The sequence below is a fragment of the Paenibacillus anseongensis genome (genome assembly GCF_009757995.1).
In the GTDB taxonomy this organism is placed as follows: Bacteria; Bacillota; Bacilli; order Paenibacillales; family NBRC-103111; genus Paenibacillus_E; species Paenibacillus_E chondroitinus.
In genome coordinates, this window is sequence record NZ_WSEM01000016.1 from 225,080 (window position 1) to 241,076 (window position 15,997).

Sequence of the window (15,997 nt, forward strand, 5' to 3'; positions counted from 1 at the left end):
CCATCATCTTCTCCTCAAATAACTATTTATATCTAACGTTATATTCAGTATCTGTTAGGTGAATCATTTTCTGCAATTGATTACACCACAAATTTCTCAAGAGCAACAGCAACACCATCGTTATCATTTGATTGGGTAATGTGTTTCGCACAATTTTTCAGCTCAATTATCGCGTTTTCCATAGCGATCGGAAATCCGCACTTATGGAATAGCCCTAAATCGTTAAAGTCATCCCCAAATACCATTACATTTTCTGACTTCACCCCGATATCATTAAGCACCCATTGCACGGCTTCTTCTTTTGAGGCTGATTTATGCATGATTTGAACCAATGCTTCTCCATCGGTTGCGATTACGTTCACCTGGTCGCCGAACTGATCGATAACGTCCCTCCATGTGCTGTAACCATGAACCAATATTTTGGTTGGGGATAGTGTACTAATGAAATCCTTATCAACAACAGACGGTTTAGGATCATTTGAACGGATACCGAAATGGCCAAGTTGCGCGTCGGGAATGGGTGTACACGTATACCATGAGTCATTAACCTCGTATGAAATTATCGATTGAGGTGCTGCTTGTAACTCAATGTAATTGCTTATTTGTTGGCTAATCTCCATTGGGACACTAATGTGCCGCTGAGTTTGCTTAGACTTGCATGTTGTTAGAGCACCATTGTAATAAACCATGTGGTCTACAAAAGGAAAATTCATTACAAATTTATTTGCCGCTCGAGGTGGTCGCGCCGTGGCAACAATAATATGAATTCCAGCATCATAACATCTTTTAACAGTCTGATAATTTCTAGGTGATATGGATTTGTCACTGCCAAGCAATGTTCCGTCCAAGTCTAATACAATTGCCTGTATGTCCGACATCTACATCTCTCCTCATAAATAATTCTTCCAGGTCATACCCAAATATAATCCGCAATAAATTTGATAAGAACAGGCAAACAATTGAGAATATCGTTATAACTATAGCTAAGTGTTCTATTGCATAATGAGGAGGCACAGGCCAAAATGTCATGTCATCACGAATAAACGGAGGAGGTGAAGCAATGTTGTACGAGCTGCGAGTGTGCCATGTGAATCCTGGCAAGATGCAGGCAATTCAAGATAGGTTCAGAGATCATGGTATTGAGTTCTTTATGAAGCATGGTATGAAAGTGACGCAATTTTGGGTAGATATAGATGAGGCATGCAATCGTCTTTATTTCATAGTCGAGCATGCCAATTTGGAAATGCGCAACTTCAACTATGATCGTTTCCACAACGATCCTGAATGGATTGACATAAAACGAATGACAGAATTTGATGGACCTCTAGTAAGCAAAATAGATTATTTTTTAATGAAAGATGTATCGTTTTTCCAGAACAAGTAATTTGGACTGCTATTTAAATAAAAAGAATTATATGCAGTGATGATTACTGCAAAATCTGTCGTCAAATTCATAGATATGGTGTTTTTAGCTTCAAAAGCTTGCAAAAACAAATAATATTTCCTTGGAGGAAACACATATGAGCACACAAGTACAATCATCTGTATTAAATCTACTGGAAGAACGTCATTCTGTTCGAGATTACGAAGTCGGACATAAATTTCCGAAGGCTGATCTCGAGAAATTATTAACCACAGCAGCTACTGCACCCTCGGCTTGGAACTTGCAACATTGGAAACTTCTCGTAATCGAAGACGAAGCACAAAAAGAAAAACTGCTTCCAATCGCTTATGGTCAACAACAAATTACACAAAGCTCTGTTGTCATTGCGGTGCTTGGTGATCTCGATGCGAACAAAAACGCTGAGATCGTACATGGCGCAGCAGTTGCGGCTGGCATGATGCCACAAGAAGTAAAAGACGGCATGGCTGCGCAAATCGAAGCCGCCTATCAAGATCCGCAGACAGCTCGCGATTCCGCATTCAGCAATGCTGGTCTAATTTCCATGCAGCTGATGATCACAGCAAAAGCTATGGGCTATGATACATGCCCAATGGGCGGCTTCGATCAAACACAATTTGTTGAAGCATTTAATGTTCCAGCACGTTACGCACCAGTGATGTTAATAACCGTTGGACTTGCCACTAAACTTGGGCACCCATCCAACCGACTTGCTTTGGATCAATTTACAGTTTCCAATTCATTTTAAATAGACATAAGGCTGACGCCTCATAGAGATTTTGTAATCATTTGAGATGCGTTATAACCTTCAATGCATCATCTATTGCGTAATGAAGGAGCGCGTCTATTTTAGTATAAAATGATAGGAGAATTAACTATGCAAAGGCATCAAGATTTGGAACGCCATGGTATTCATCATAGTCATGAAGAGATGGAGTGGTTTGACGTACTCCCAGGAGAACAAATCGCTTATCGCATTCAGGGAAAAGATGTGAACAACGAGTACTCCTTATTCGATCTTCGAATGGCTGCAAAGCAAGGAAATGGACCTATCGCCATACACCATAAAGCGGATGAAATATTTCGAATCATCGAAGGTGAAGCTCGTTTTCATATTGGCGGGAAGGAATTCAATGCAGGCGCAGGTGATGTCCTTGTCGTTCCAAGAGGTACGCCTCACGCATTCTTAAATATTGGAGACTCGCATTTGCATATGTCGATTATGTTTACTCCTCCGGGAGATGAGCTTATATTTAAAGAAGTTCATGGGAAGTCCATGGACGAAATTATCGAGTTGGCGAAAAAATATGAAGTAAGCGTCGTAGGACCGCCTATTGTTTATAACAAGTAAACTACTTCAAATTGCAAAGAAATCCAGCGTCTGTGTCAAGACGTTGGGTTTCTTTATTTTGTATTTATCAAGTGATTGAGGTATCGTTCTCTGTTAGCTCAAGATTGTGTAGTTATAAAAAATCCATCAGGGTAGTTTGCATCATCTTCAGCCTCTACGTCAGGGTAACGATTGAATACCGTTTGATATGACGCCTCGAATCGTTCATCCCTGTCTCCTCTAAATGTCGTATTCTTAAAACTAAGCATACTAGCACTCCCTAAAAAGATTCGATTTCATAATATACATTAAATTATAACATTTCTAAGCGGTAGATAATGGCTAAACTAAGCTTTTTCAATGATTTTCCATTGTGCATTTTTCAATGAAATAAATTTCACTACATAAAAAAATAAAAGCTTGATTCCTCAAGCTTTTTCTCGCTGGTTTAGGTAGGACGTTTGCATCCCCTAACCCTTAACCGCCCCAGCGGTCAACCCTTTAATAAAGGTACGACTTCCAAGTAGGAAAATCAGTAATACCGGAAGCGTTGCAATGCAAAGTGCGGCCATCCTGGCACCATAGTCCGTCCGATGCACGATGCCAAGCGTCGATATGAAAACTGGTAGCGTAAACCATTTTGAATTATTGATGGTGACTAGCGGAAGCAAGTAATTGTTCCATGACCAGAGGAACACGAGTGTTGATAAGGTGGAAATGCCCGGCTTAATTAACTGAAGCACAATTCGAAATAAGATGCCAGGCTCTGATGCCCCATCGATTCTCGCGCACTCGATAATCTCACTTGGAACCGTATCCCGGATGAACTGTATCATGAAGAATGCCCCGAAGGACCAGGCACTCCAGGTCAGAATGACAGGCATTAGCGTATTACCAAAACCCATATGTCTCATTTCAATAATGTAGCCAATCAGCCCTACCTGAGCAGGCACCATCATGGTAATGATAATGAAATAGGTCAATATTCGGCGCAGCTTGAAGTGGAATTTGGCAATAGCATAGCCGATTAGGGTACTGGTAAATACGCCGAGCAGCACCGAAGCGAGCGAAACGATGAGACTGTTGGCATATACCTTTAGGAAATTCGTCTTGAAGACGGTCTCCAGATTGTTAAATGCATAACTCGAAGGCAGAAGCGGAAGCTGCTTGAAAATATCCTCTGAGTAATAAGTGGACATCATGACCATCACATAAAAGGGAAACAACGAGACGACAGTTAACAAACCGATAAACAACCATTTGAAAATCTTCATGCCTTCTCCTCCTTCCCGGCGGTAATTCTGTAGCTGAGCACAGAAAAGATAGCGATGACGACAAACAACGTGTACGCTATCGCTGAACCATACCCAAACCGAGTACCGGTAACGAAGGAATCATTCACAAATTTCCAGATCACCGTTAATGCAGCGTTGTCAGGCCCGCCTACCTGAGACGCAGACCACCCGCCGTACAGTAATTTAGGTTCATCAAATAGTTGGAGACCGCCGATTACCGAGGTCACGATGAGAAACACCGTTATATTACGCAGGAGAGGCAAAGTAATCCTTGTAAACGTATGAAAGGATGAAGCTCCGTCTACACGAGCCGCTTCATATATATCCTGTGGAATTGCCGTCATCCCCGCCAAATAAATGGCCATGAAATAGCCCAAATTGCGCCAGATGATCATGATTGCAATAATCATTCGAGACATCCAGGGGTCCTGCAGCCAGTAAACTCCTTCCTTCAGCCAACCAAGCTTGATGAGCAGCATATTTATAATCCCTGTCTGCCAGTCAAACATGAACGAAAAAATGAATCCAATTGCGACCGGGGTGGTAATGTACGGAAGGAAGTTGACCGTTTGAAAAAACATTCTTCCGCGTGTCAAATGAAAGATCAGATGTGCGACGACCATTCCTAACAGAATCATGAACGGTGTAGACATGAGCATAATGACAATAGTATTGAACAGCGACTTAAAGAACAATGGATCTTTGGTCAGCAGCGTGACATAGTTTCTCAAGCCGACAAACGTTTTGTCGCCAATCCCATTCCAATCGTGCAGACTTAAATAAAAGGAATATAAGATTGGATAGAAATGAAAAATCAGATAGCACATGACAAACGGAAGCGAAAACAAATATGGCCATACACGCACACCAGATTTTATTTTACTTTTGGTTGCTTGTGTGACAGCAGCAGCATTCAATATCTCCATGCTTCATTCCTCCTCTAGGCAAGGAAGCAACCGCTGCAATTAAGGATGCGAGCTACAGCGATTACTTCCAAAGCTGGATCACGGATTACTTGATTGAAACCTCAGGCGCCAGGTTTTTGACCTCTCCCTTCAACTTTTCGAGAGCAGCTGCCGCACTGATGCTACTGTCTTTCATCCAAAGAGGATAAAGTGAGCTATAAGCGGTTTGGACAATCGCATTGTATTTCGTTTGCGGATCTGCTTTCACAGTTGGAACGATTTTCTCGAAGAACGTCTTGCTAAGGTTCTGATTCTTGAAGTATTTATCAAATTCGATTCCCGCATCCAGCCAATCCTTATGTTTCTCGAAGAATGATTTGATTCCCGGCATATTGCCGAACTCCTTATAGCTGATGGCAAGCCCTTCATCGGACAAATAGCAGAAATAAATGTATGCCCAAGCTGCTTCCTTGTTCTTGCTGTCCTTAAAGACGCCGATAGAGGTCCCGCCATAAGTATAGCTTCCGCCTGGCGCTGCAATTAGTCCCCATCGGCCAATGCCGTCCTTGTCGTTAGCCGAAATGTTCCACTTTGCACCCCAAGGAGCCATCGGATAAAAGATATTATCTCCCTTGGCAAAGGACGCATTCCAACCAGGCGTATAGGATTCATATTTACCAAGAATACCTGCATCTCGCATACTAAATACTGTCTCAATTGGCTGCTTAAAGCGTTCTGTTATGTTGATATTCGTTCCTGTCACATATGGCTTGGAGGCTTGTTCGCGAATGACTCGGTACGCATCATCAAAGCTTGCGAACATCGTAACCGTACCACCGCTTTTCTCCTTTACTTCTTTCCCTTTCTCGATAAATGCTTTCCAATCGGGTAATAAGGCAGCTACAGCAGTTGGGTCCTCCGTACCCAAATATTTCAGCGCTAAATCCCTACGAAACGCTAATCCTGCCGGCGTAATCGATTGATCGACACCGACCAGCTCCCCCTTGGCATTGGTGAGAATCGCAGGCAGGTAGTCCAGCAGTTCGCTCTTTGCAAAGTTATATGGAGCTTTTTCCAGATTATCGAGGATTCCCAGATCGAACAGCTGACCGCGATAGTTCATCTCACCAAGAATGACATCCGGTACATCCGAGCCGGAAGCGATACCGCTCTGCAACTTCTGCATGAAATCGCCATTGTTGACAACGGTATATTCCACTTTCACGTTCGGGAACACTTTATTAAACTCTGGCACCATTCGCTTCAGGAATGCCTCATCCCAGTCCCACACCTTGATTGTGCCCTTCAGATCAGTGGGAACTCCACCAAACTTGGCTGCAGTTGATGCGCTGTTTCCAGTTGCGGGCGTAGTGTTCGTTGTTGATGTCTCCGAGCTGCTGCATCCCGACAAAACAACCATTGTGATTGACGCTACAGCCGTAAGTACGATCCACGTTTTTTTCAACTGTTTCATGACAACCCCTCCAATCAATTTTGTAATCGTTTACACCAATAAGAATATCGTCTTTATAGGGGCTTTCCTATGCAACAATCCGGCTATTTATGGACCGATCCGGTTTCACACGTTTCATCGCTCATTTCTTACATTTGAATAGGTAATCGTAGTACAACCGTTGTTCCTTGACCCAGGGTGCTTGCCAGTTCCACACCATAAGGGGGACCATAGTGGAACTCGATTCGTTCCATAATATTGGCAAGACCGATGCCTTTTGTCTGATTAGACAAATCTGAGCTCCTGCTTTTTGTGAACAGCGTACTCATCTTCTCTCCACTCATGCCGCATCCATTGTCTTGAATCACGATTTGAAGTTCTTCACCGACTAGAGATATTTCGATTTGAATGATGCCAATATCCTCATTTGCAAACACGCCGTGGAATAGAGCATTCTCAACGATGGGCTGTATGATCATTCTTGGGATGATGCATTCCATCGTTCCCTCTCCGAACGACCACTGCAGCCGAAACCGATTTGGGTATCGATATTGCTGAATCGCCGCATATTTAGTTATGATATCCGCCTCTGCACGAACCGTCGTAAAATAGGCATCCTCCCCTGTCTTGATCGTATCCTGAAGAATATCAATAAGCGCTTTCGTTATGGTGATGACATCCTTGTTTTTCTCCGATTGCGATAAATAGATAACGGTATTCAGGGTGTTATACAGAAAGTGCGGGTTGATTTCCGAGAGCAGCAGGTTGATTTGGATACTCCGCTTCAGCTCCTGTTCTCGCATGGCGGATTCCATCCATATCTGCAAATCCTTCGCCATCCGGTTAAAACCATTCCCTAGAAGCTCCATCTCGTCGCCACTGCGAATGGTTACGGCCGTGTTCAACTCGCCCGCCGACAATCGCCGCATCGCTCTAGTCATTACAATAATCGGCTTGGTAATACGGATCATACTGGGTAACATTACAAGCAGAATGAAAGCCAGACTCGCCATGCCGATCAGCAGATAAAACAACAGAATAGGCCGAATTTTCTCATACAGCTGTTCCTCAGAGATGTACGCTTCTTGCCGCCATCCAGCCAACATGGATACGTCTTCCATGGGAATCATTCGCGCAGTCGACGGTACTTCTTTCATTGCACTTCCCATCGCTCGACTATCATAAATAGTCTGATCCTGACCGTTCAACAGCCTCAACCAGGCGAAATCTTTGCTGCTATTTTCAAATATGCGTTCAAATTCATCCAGCCTGCTTTCTAGAATTAAGAAGTAAGGCTTAGTTTCTCCCGTATCTTGCATATTCAGATATGGACTTACATAACTGATGACCGAGTAAGTCCCGTTAGAGTATTGAAGCTTATGAGGCACTGAATAGACAGCCGGTTCGGCATGGTGGAAGAACGGTCTGATCCAATCCTCCGTCAAATATTCCCGAAAATAGCTTTCATAGCCGATGTTATTGGAGAATATCTCGCCATCCGGCCGGACAATCATAATGTTAAGAAGGGAAGAATTGAGCGCACGGAAGCGCTGCAGCATCTGCTGCACATCATATTTGCGGAAATATTGCTGTTCATTCGTTAAGCTCTCATTGGGAACCATCTTTCCATTGATCCCTGGGTCGACAATAATGATCTCAGCGGTTTTAGCCAATCGCTCCTGTACTCTGGTTATGGAAGAAGAGATTTGAGCGAGCTTGGTCTGATTATCCCTGACAGATTGTTCTCGTATGATGCGGGCTACGTAGGTGTAAGTAATAAAGCTGCTGACGAGTAAAGAAATGGAGACAATGGCCGCAGTGCTTACGATGATTTTGGTTCTAATCTTCATCTGATTCTTCCTTCTTTCGATTGTTCAACGAAGGCATGGGGATGGAAGCCGGTCTGCTTGCGGAACGTTTTTGTAAAATAATAGCTGCTTCGATACCCGACTAGTTCTGCAACCTCGTAGAGCTTGTAATGTCCGCTTTGTAGCAGCTTCTTGGCATTGTTCATCCGAATGTCCGTTATCGCATCCAGCACCGTCTGTCCTGTCTCCTCTTTAAATATATGCCGGAAATGCTCACCGCTTAAGCCGACCTGCATGGCAATCTCTTCTGTGCTTATTTCTTTGCTATAGTGACTATTCATGAATTCAAGGGCCTCGCGTACTTTGCGCGAAAAGGGCTGTTGCTCCCGTTGAAACGTCATCTTCACCATCTCCGTTAACCATAGCTGGATTCCGTGTAAAGTTCGCCATTGTTCTGTCCAGATCTGTCCTTGCTGACAAAGCTGCTTAAGTACTGGTAGCCCACGCTCAGTACGATGCCTGTCAATCCAGCCTGTCAGCGCCGTACACAGCTCAGATAGCCGCTCTGTCGAATACGCCTCTTGAATATCTTGGAATGTCTTATCCAGTGCTTCGAGCAGCGAGTCCAATCCATGGAGGGAATAAAGCTGCTCCCATTCGCCCGCGTTAATGTCTGGCAAGTTTGGCCGCCGATTTGAATTCACACGCTTTTGTTGATCCTCGATAGATGAAATCAAACCGCTTCCTATCATAAATCGGACGGCTTGAGCTTCCTGCGCTTGCCGGTGGATGTCCGGCAAATCTTCAAGTTTGCGAAATAAGCCCGAATATACTATGGAAACGGTTTCAAATGCTTGCAGTCGCAAAAATGCGTTTTGAATAGCACGTGCAGTGAAGAACTGCAGCTCTGCCGCTGCTTTCATGCTTCTACCCGACTCAAGAATAACCACAAGCCCCAAGCGGCCGCTTTCTTTGTAAGCAATCCCTAAAACATCCTCCCTCTCACGAAGCAGATTTTTTTCCAATTCGACTAGGGAATTGCTGTCAGTCATATATCCAGGTATTACTGGAAAGGGAGTATCTTTCTCAATCAGTATGTACATGAAGACTTGACCTGCATCCAATTTATGCTTCGGGACTAACTCTAAAAGCTCAAACGAAGACACATTCCCTGCTGTCAACTCTCTTAATGCCTGCTTGATCATGATGCCTTGTTTATTGTAATCATCCTGAATCGCCTTTCGCACGGCTTCCAGCTCTTTGGTCAAGCTTACATGGTCCAGTTCGTGCTTCACCAAATAGTTGAAAACACCCAGCCGGATCGCCTCTTTGGCATATTCAAATTCCTTATAGGATGATAATAAAATGAGCTTCACTGTCGGATTCAGCGCCAAGGCTTCCTTGCAGAACGTCAGACCGTCCATTTGTGGCATGCGGATATCGACAAAAATAAGCTCCGGCTTGAGCTGTTCTATCATCGACAATGCTTGCTTAGGACGTGCCGATTCTCCTGCCAAGGTGAAGCCATGCTCCTCCCAATCGATCAACTGCTTAAGATGTTGAATGGCAAGTACCTCGTCATCAACGATCATTACATGAAACCGTGCCATTTCTCATCAGCCCCCATTTGGAAATTAAAAACCCGGTCCGTCTTGGCCGGGTTCTTGTTCATTCATCTGCGTTAGTTGATATTTGTTGGAGTTTATCCAAATAGTATCACTGAACTAGAAGAATTTAAATGGGTGTTTGAAACTTTACAAATTACGCCTGAACCTCTCCTGCATTCGAAGTGGATACTCACTTGGCAGGCTGCTGGCGTTATCCAAATACTTCCACTGATCTGCAGTAAGCGACCAACCGACTGCTCCCATGTTATCTTCGAACTGAGTGTAGCTGCTGGCACCAATGATCGGTGCTGTGATTCCCTTTTTACCAAGAAGCCAGTTCAGTGCAACTTGAGCATGCTTCTTCCCGGTTTGCTCTGAAATTTCTTTAACCGCATTGACAATCTCGAAGTTATTCGAAGTGAACTTGTTGTCATAATCAAACTCTCCCTTAAGTCCCAAGGAGAATCGGCCAAAGTCTGGCTTTTCCATTGCGTTGTACTTGCCCGATAATAACCCTCCCCCAAGCGGTCCCCAAGGGATAATGCCAATCGTTTCCTCCTGGCATAACGACATATGCTCGCGATCCATATCGCGGCTGACCAAGCTGTATTGCTGTTGAATCGCGACAATACGGGCATAGTCCTTAGCGTCGCTATAAGCTAAGGATTTCATTAATTGCCAGGCGAGAAAATTGCAGACTCCGATATATCTAACTTTTCCGGATGAGACGAGGTCATCCATCGCTTTCAAAGTTTCCTCGATTGGCGTCAAATGATCCCATATATGCAGATAGTACAAATCGATATAATCGGTATTCAACCGGCGAAGGCTCGCGTTGACACTGTCCATAATATGTTTGCGAGAACCTCCCCTATCATTCGGATGAGGACCGACGCTTATCCCTGTTTTTGTAGCCACAATGACCTCAGATCTGCGTGCTCCAATGGCTTTACCGACAATCTCCTCAGACACCCCTTCTGTGTAAATATCCGCCGTATCGATGAAATTCCCGCCGGCATCCAAGAACTGTTGAACCATCCGCGTCGACTCCGCTTCATCAGTCGAACTCCCAAACAACATCGTTCCAAGACACAGCTCAGATACGAGTAGCCCACTGTTTCCTAATTTCCTGTATTCCATGTTCATTCCCCCTTGGTATAGTTCTATTTTATCTTGTAAAAGTAGAAGAAAAAGAGTAATATCAAAACCAAAACTTCACCTTTTATGAAACGGAGGCCAGAAAGAGCGATGAAATCCACCCAGCACTATCTAAATATCCTACTGTCGCTCCCACCTCAATTGGACAAAGGAGAAACCGTTTCTATTACAACGAGGGAGTTAACAAAAGTTCTAAATTGTACCCCTCGTAACGTCAAGCTAATTTTGCGTAAGCTCTTGGAGGAAGGATTTATCAAATGGCAAGCCGGGATTGGCCGAGGTAACTCGTCCCAAATGACTCTCCTGAGGGATCTAGGGGATGTGGCGGAAGAATACTTTCATGACCAACTGGCAAAAGACAAGATCAAAGAAGTTATGGACCTGCTCTATCATAAAAACTTGCCCCTCCCTCTATACAATAAACTTCGAGATCAGCTCGGCGCCCGGTTCGGTTTTCAAGTGGAACATACACAATCCGCCATCGTGGATATTCTGCGGGTAACCATGGACCGGAGGCCCACATCTCTTGATCCTGCTTTCGTGTCGACTTCGACCGAGGCTTTTTTCCTTCAGCAATTTTGCGATACGTTGGTATCTTTCGATTCCAAGACTAAGACCTACCTTCCGGCTCTTGCCCACAACTGGGAAAGCAATGAGGACGGGAGCAGGTGGACTTTTTATCTGAGGAAAGGAGTCCGCTTTCACCACGGGAGACCGTTTACGGCAAAGGATGTGCTATTTACATTGCAGCGGCTAAAGACTGTCCATTCTCCATCACGTTGGCAGTATGAAGAGATCGATCATGCCGACGTCGTGTCTGACCATATCATTACCTTTTATCTGAAACAGCCTAATCGGTTATTCCTGCACTTTTTCGGCTCTTTCTATATGTCCATCCTTCCCCATGACACGCCATTTTCGGAAAAAAAGATGATCGGAACGGGACCGTTTCGCATGGCCGAGTTCACAGACCAGGTATTGGTTTTGGAGGCTTTCGAAGACTTTTACCGGGAGAGAGCGCTGTTGGATCGGGTTGAATTGTGGTTTATTCCGGATGACATCCAGAACGGTCAGTACCAGCTCCCTAAGTGGAACGATGCAAGGCATGAGGAGGAAAGCCCTACAACAGACATAGAATCGTTGGACGGCTGCCAGTATGTGGCTTTCAATTTTAGAAAAGAAGGCGTTCATCATCATCCTTCCTTCCGCATGGCGATGAGGATTTTGTACGATCGCACCGCGATCATTACGGACTTGAAGGGGAACCGCATGGCTCCGGCCAGCAGCTTTTTGCCTGATAAGAGCAAGCATGTCCACGATGGCGACATGACCCTTAAAGAAGCTCAGGCTTATCTTCGAGAAAGCGGATACTCCGGGGAAAAGTTAACACTTTATTACTGGGACAAAAAAGAATTCTTGAAAGACGCCAAGTGGCTGCAGCTGCGCTGTCATTCTATCGGATTGCACATCAACCTTCATCCGATCCCCGTTACTGACTACTACTCGACAGATGCGGACCAAAAGGCGGATCTGCTGCTCATCTGCGAAATGCTCGAGGACGATACGGAGTGGGGTTACCTACGATTATTTCAGGATGAATCGAGCTTTTTGCACCGTTTTTTCAATCGCGAGCAACATGCATGGCTGGGTATGTATTTCCGCAGATTCAAGCAACTTCTTGCACCGGAAGGGCGGAGTGAGATTATTGATAAGATCGAGCAGAGAATAAGGGATGAAAACTGGATCTTGTTTGGTTATCACCTTAATAAGGTATCCAAGTTTCATTCAGCGCTCAAAGGTGCCTCGATGGAATCCTTCGGCTGGGTTGATTTCTCGAAATTATGGATTAAACCCTATCTCTACACAAAAAAATAAAAGCTTGATTTCTCAAGCTTTTTCGCGCTGATTTTCTTCTCCCAATTCATTACAGCACCTGGGCAATCTCCCACAGGTGACCATCTGGATCGGCAAAACAAGCCGTCCTCCGCCCCCAAGGGCGCGTTATCGGTCCATTCAATAACTGAACACCCCGCACTTTCAGTTCATCGCATACCCGGTCAACGTCTGGCACTTGAATCGTGAACTGAAAACGCGCGCCATCTCCGCTGTGACCAACCTGCGCCGGCTTAATCAACTCTCCGGCATTCGATTGTTTTAACAAATTGATACTTGTGTTGCCATAATCGAAAACCGCACAGCTTTCATCCTCATAGAGGATTGCAAGTTTGAAAGTCTCTTGGTAGAATGCCTTCGACCGATATAAATCTTCCACAAACAATGTGATTTCGGTAATTTTGTTCGCCCAATCAGCTGTTGCCATCAGCATCCGACCCCATTTGCATTTTTTTACAATCCTATTTGGATCATACGAATTGCCCGTTCAATTGTCAACGGTCCTGCCACGAAAGCTCCATCCGGGTACCGCTTGCGTTCAGCGGCCCCGGCTTTAACGGTGGCGGTGCTCTGCGCGAGTTGATCAGCTTGATCGATCTGCCGCCAACATTGCTTGATGCTGCCGGAATCGAAGTTCCGGATCACATGCAGGGACGCTCCTTAATGCCGTTGATTGGAGGCAACCGTATGGGTGTCGCATGGCAACAGGAGGTATTTGTACAGATCAGCGAATCTGAGGTTGGGCGGGCTATCCGTACCCGTCGCTGGAAATATGCCGTGACAGCACCGTCAGGGGATCCGATTCACGACAGTAGAGCCTCCGACTACGTCGAGTCCTATCTATACGACCTGGAGGCGGATCCTTATGAGCTGAACAACCTTGTCGATAAACAATCGCACGAGGAAGTGAGGGTGCATTTGCGCGAGGTGCTCAAACAGCGAATGGTCACCGCTGGAGAAACAGCCCCCACGATCCATGCGCTTCCCGCCCAGGCTTCGGGCCAGTTGAAGGTATTGAAGACTGAGATTTATCAATAAAAAAAAGCGTTCACCCAAAATTGATGAGTGAACGCTTTTTCTTTATCATTTAAGCCAGTTTAATGTTCGTATCCAATCTAAAATTGCTTGTTTATAATGCTTAATATGAAATCCTATCACCACTCCAACCACCAATACAATAATTGCTGCTAGGGAGTATTGAGAAATGAGGTGAAGCATTTGCTCTATTTTTATACCAAACGTCTTCCCGATCATAACATAAACCAATACCCAAATGAGTCCACCCGTGAAGTTGTAGAAGATAAAGGTGCTTAACCGAACCCTCAGAATACCTGACATGTAGCCAGTGAAGTGCCGTAAACCTGGGATAAAGTAGCTGACAAGGATGAGTTTGTTCCCATATTTATGAAACCATTTCGTGATCGTAATGATTCGTTCTTGGTTCAGAAAAAAGAACCTTCCATATTTTTCAAAGAATGGTGTACCAAGTTTATAACCAAAATAATAAGTTACCGTTGTACCAGCTATAGCTCCAAAATAAGAAAAAAAGATCACAATTAAAATATTTAAACTTCCAACAGTAGACATGTGTCCAGCGATCACCATTGCCAATTCTCCAGGGAAAGGCAGTGCCAATGATTCGGCAAACAATCCAAAAATTAATACAAAATACCCATACTGCTCAAAGAGATATCTAATCCACTCCATATTTACGCTCCTCGAGTGTTTATAATTTACTTATCCTGTTATATTCGTCAAATAAACCACCAGCAAAGCAGAACCCATCCCGATCGTACCTCCTGCCACGCAATCCGTCGGGTAGTGATATCCCCAATAAACACGTGAAAAGGCAACCAATCCTGCAAAGATAATCAATAACAGAGCAACTCCTTGTGACGATAGAAAAAGAAAAGGAGTCACGAATGCAAAAATGGCGGTGGTATGTCCAGATGGAAACGAGTAATCCTTAAGCGGAAATCTTCCTACTCGCACTTGCTGCAGGACGCGAAATGGACGATTTCTGCGCATTTTTTTCTTAATAATAACGGCAATCACATGACTGAAAGTCAATGCCGCTAAAATTTGCAGACCTACCGATTCCCAATCGTTGGGTGCAAGCCAAATAACTAATATGGTACATAGAATCGTAAACGACGCGCCGCCCATGTGGGTAATCAATCCGAACAACCAATCTAGAACAAAGTGATGTACCCTTTGATTGCACCAGACAAATATATTGTGATCGACCTGCCTTAACCATTGCATGTTTCTCTTCCTCGTAAATTCATTAGTCCTATATTGTCTGTTCATTGTTCCTCCATCTGGACTGCCGCCCGTCCTTACATCTTTCATTTTTGAATCCAGGAAAAACAAAAATACTGATTCTCGAGTTATTGTCTACGACATTAAGATTAGCAAATAAGTAAGGTAGCGATAACTGTCTGAGGTTTAGTTTAGTACTGGACTTTGGTCTTGGTACATTATTCCTGCAGGAGGCGCTATTTCTGATACGGTTGATCGCGTTAGATCTTCAACCATGCTCGTGAAAGATTAATGAGGCTACCACTCGTTTTCACAGCGGTAGCCTCAATTTGTAGTTTGTCTAAGTCATGTATCTTATTTGCTGAATAAAATGGGTCCCGTTACGCTTTACTTGCTTAGTATTGTCCTTTAATTACAAAAAACGAACCCCGAATTGTTCCAGCTAGTTTAGACTTCTGTCTGGCAAACTTAAACTTCTTCTCTTCTAGCTCTTTTGGTACCTCCATCCCCTCAGAGAGCTTGAACCCAACAGCCCGCTTCTTAGGGTCATCAACCGTATACATGACATTGATCCCAAGACCATCCTCATAAAAGACGTAGGTAAATTGGATATTTTCTACCTGAAAACGCGACGTTTCTAATGGTTTGGCCGCAAATGAAATATCACGTTCTTTCAAAACGCGGTTCACATAATCAATGTTCTCCTGACTTTCACTAGCGGGTACGACCGTAAATTCATGTTTGTATTTGTTCATAAAGTAACGAGCTTCATTAGCACGTAAACCAGTGAGCGCTTCTGCTACAGGTGAAGACTCTAAGCCAACTGAAGATAGATTTTTGAAATCAACGATATAAGACATTTTCAACACTCCTTTTTATGAATA

The 15,997-nt window shown here is 44.2% G+C and carries 16 protein-coding genes; 5 read left to right on the forward strand and 11 right to left on the reverse strand.

The window, feature by feature from the left end:
* Positions 1–80: 80 nt before the first annotated feature.
* The gene (locus GON05_RS17305) at positions 81–878 is read right to left on the reverse strand and encodes a Cof-type HAD-IIB family hydrolase (RefSeq protein WP_157320304.1); all 798 of its coding nucleotides are present in this window, start codon (positions 876–878) and stop codon (positions 81–83) included.
* A gap of 182 nt (positions 879–1,060) precedes the next feature.
* Here GON05_RS17305 and GON05_RS17310 point away from each other — a divergent pair, with 182 nt between their 5' ends.
* The 3 genes from GON05_RS17310 (at position 1,061) to GON05_RS17320 (ending at position 2,753) form a co-directional block, all read left to right on the forward strand.
* The gene (locus tag GON05_RS17310) at positions 1,061–1,384 is read left to right on the forward strand and encodes an NIPSNAP family protein (RefSeq protein WP_157320306.1); all 324 of its coding nucleotides are present in this window, start codon (positions 1,061–1,063) and stop codon (positions 1,382–1,384) included.
* A 136-nt stretch (positions 1,385–1,520) separates the two neighbouring features.
* The gene (locus tag GON05_RS17315) at positions 1,521–2,150 is read left to right on the forward strand and encodes a nitroreductase family protein (protein ID WP_157320308.1); all 630 of its coding nucleotides are present in this window, start codon (positions 1,521–1,523) and stop codon (positions 2,148–2,150) included.
* A gap of 129 nt (positions 2,151–2,279) precedes the next feature.
* A complete protein-coding gene (locus GON05_RS17320) occupies positions 2,280–2,753 on the forward strand; it encodes a cupin domain-containing protein (RefSeq protein WP_157320310.1) in 474 nt (157 codons plus the stop codon).
* A gap of 449 nt (positions 2,754–3,202) precedes the next feature.
* Here GON05_RS17320 and GON05_RS17325 read toward each other — a convergent pair whose 3' ends face one another.
* From GON05_RS17325 to GON05_RS17350, 6 genes are all read right to left on the reverse strand, one after another.
* A complete protein-coding gene (locus GON05_RS17325; protein ID WP_157320312.1) occupies positions 3,203–4,006 on the reverse strand; it encodes a carbohydrate ABC transporter permease in 804 nt (267 codons plus the stop codon).
* Positions 4,003–4,953 carry a carbohydrate ABC transporter permease gene (locus tag GON05_RS17330; RefSeq protein WP_157320314.1) on the reverse strand — a complete coding sequence of 317 codons (951 nt, stop codon included), beginning with the start codon at positions 4,951–4,953 and terminating at the stop codon, positions 4,003–4,005. Before GON05_RS17330 ends, GON05_RS17325 begins: the two co-directional genes overlap by 4 nt.
* Positions 4,954–5,038: 85 nt before the next feature.
* Positions 5,039–6,406 (reverse strand): extracellular solute-binding protein, encoded by a 1,368-nt coding sequence (locus GON05_RS17335; RefSeq protein ID WP_157320316.1) that lies wholly within the window; start codon positions 6,404–6,406, stop codon positions 5,039–5,041.
* Between the two features lie 128 nt (positions 6,407–6,534).
* Positions 6,535–8,235 carry a sensor histidine kinase gene (locus tag GON05_RS17340; protein WP_157320318.1) on the reverse strand — a complete coding sequence of 567 codons (1,701 nt, stop codon included), beginning with the start codon at positions 8,233–8,235 and terminating at the stop codon, positions 6,535–6,537.
* Complete coding sequence (locus tag GON05_RS17345) at positions 8,232–9,803, reverse strand: response regulator transcription factor (RefSeq protein WP_157320320.1); 1,572 nt, start codon at positions 9,801–9,803, stop codon at positions 8,232–8,234. The genes GON05_RS17340 and GON05_RS17345 overlap by 4 nt, the downstream gene beginning before the upstream one ends.
* 144 nt (positions 9,804–9,947) lie before the next feature.
* The gene (locus tag GON05_RS17350) at positions 9,948–10,940 is read right to left on the reverse strand and encodes an aldo/keto reductase (protein WP_157320322.1); all 993 of its coding nucleotides are present in this window, start codon (positions 10,938–10,940) and stop codon (positions 9,948–9,950) included.
* Between the two features lie 108 nt (positions 10,941–11,048).
* Between GON05_RS17350 and GON05_RS17355 the strand changes: the two genes are divergently transcribed.
* Entirely contained in the window at positions 11,049–12,833 is a 1,785-nt protein-coding gene (locus tag GON05_RS17355) for an SgrR family transcriptional regulator (RefSeq protein WP_181646122.1), read from the forward strand.
* A 49-nt stretch (positions 12,834–12,882) separates the two neighbouring features.
* Here the strand turns inward: GON05_RS17355 and GON05_RS17360 are convergent, their stop codons facing one another.
* Positions 12,883–13,278 carry a VOC family protein gene (locus GON05_RS17360; protein ID WP_157320325.1) on the reverse strand — a complete coding sequence of 132 codons (396 nt, stop codon included), beginning with the start codon at positions 13,276–13,278 and terminating at the stop codon, positions 12,883–12,885.
* 38 nt (positions 13,279–13,316) lie between these two features.
* Here GON05_RS17360 and GON05_RS39930 point away from each other — a divergent pair, with 38 nt between their 5' ends.
* Entirely contained in the window at positions 13,317–13,889 is a 573-nt protein-coding gene (locus tag GON05_RS39930) for a sulfatase/phosphatase domain-containing protein (RefSeq protein WP_338114153.1), read from the forward strand.
* Positions 13,890–13,934: 45 nt separating this feature from the next.
* On the opposite strand, the gene GON05_RS17370 is transcribed toward GON05_RS39930, so the two are convergent.
* The 3 genes from GON05_RS17370 to GON05_RS17380 all read right to left on the reverse strand — a co-directional run bounded on the left by GON05_RS17370 (position 13,935) and on the right by GON05_RS17380 (position 15,973).
* Entirely contained in the window at positions 13,935–14,558 is a 624-nt protein-coding gene (locus GON05_RS17370) for a DedA family protein (protein WP_157320326.1), read from the reverse strand.
* A 30-nt stretch (positions 14,559–14,588) separates the two neighbouring features.
* On the reverse strand, positions 14,589–15,116 hold the full coding sequence (locus GON05_RS17375) for a phosphatase PAP2 family protein (protein WP_157320327.1): 528 nt from the start codon (positions 15,114–15,116) through the stop codon (positions 14,589–14,591).
* A 392-nt stretch (positions 15,117–15,508) separates the two neighbouring features.
* Positions 15,509–15,973, reverse strand: coding sequence for a phage tail protein (locus GON05_RS17380; RefSeq protein ID WP_157320328.1), 465 nt, complete (start codon positions 15,971–15,973; stop codon positions 15,509–15,511).
* Positions 15,974–15,997: the final 24 nt, after the last annotated feature.

Bases quoted from the DNA above. Each gene is read 5' to 3' on its own strand.
- GON05_RS17305 (WP_157320304.1), bottom strand. From the start codon at position 878: ATGTCGGACATACAGGCAATTGTATTAGACTTGGACGGAACATTGCTT.
- GON05_RS17310 (WP_157320306.1), top strand. From the start codon at position 1,061: ATGTTGTACGAGCTGCGAGTGTGCCATGTGAATCCTGGCAAGATGCAG.
- GON05_RS17315 (WP_157320308.1), top strand. From the start codon at position 1,521: ATGAGCACACAAGTACAATCATCTGTATTAAATCTACTGGAAGAACGT.
- GON05_RS17320 (WP_157320310.1), top strand. From the start codon at position 2,280: ATGCAAAGGCATCAAGATTTGGAACGCCATGGTATTCATCATAGTCAT.
- GON05_RS17325 (WP_157320312.1), bottom strand. From the start codon at position 4,006: ATGAAGATTTTCAAATGGTTGTTTATCGGTTTGTTAACTGTCGTCTCG.
- GON05_RS17330 (WP_157320314.1), bottom strand. From the start codon at position 4,953: ATGGAGATATTGAATGCTGCTGCTGTCACACAAGCAACCAAAAGTAAA.
- GON05_RS17335 (WP_157320316.1), bottom strand. From the start codon at position 6,406: ATGAAACAGTTGAAAAAAACGTGGATCGTACTTACGGCTGTAGCGTCA.
- GON05_RS17340 (WP_157320318.1), bottom strand. From the start codon at position 8,235: ATGAAGATTAGAACCAAAATCATCGTAAGCACTGCGGCCATTGTCTCC.
- GON05_RS17345 (WP_157320320.1), bottom strand. From the start codon at position 9,803: ATGGCACGGTTTCATGTAATGATCGTTGATGACGAGGTACTTGCCATT.
- GON05_RS17350 (WP_157320322.1), bottom strand. From the start codon at position 10,940: ATGGAATACAGGAAATTAGGAAACAGTGGGCTACTCGTATCTGAGCTG.
- GON05_RS17355 (WP_181646122.1), top strand. From the start codon at position 11,049: ATGAAATCCACCCAGCACTATCTAAATATCCTACTGTCGCTCCCACCT.
- GON05_RS17360 (WP_157320325.1), bottom strand. From the start codon at position 13,278: ATGGCAACAGCTGATTGGGCGAACAAAATTACCGAAATCACATTGTTT.
- GON05_RS17370 (WP_157320326.1), bottom strand. From the start codon at position 14,558: ATGGAGTGGATTAGATATCTCTTTGAGCAGTATGGGTATTTTGTATTA.
- GON05_RS17375 (WP_157320327.1), bottom strand. From the start codon at position 15,116: ATGCAATGGTTAAGGCAGGTCGATCACAATATATTTGTCTGGTGCAAT.
- GON05_RS17380 (WP_157320328.1), bottom strand. From the start codon at position 15,973: ATGTCTTATATCGTTGATTTCAAAAATCTATCTTCAGTTGGCTTAGAG.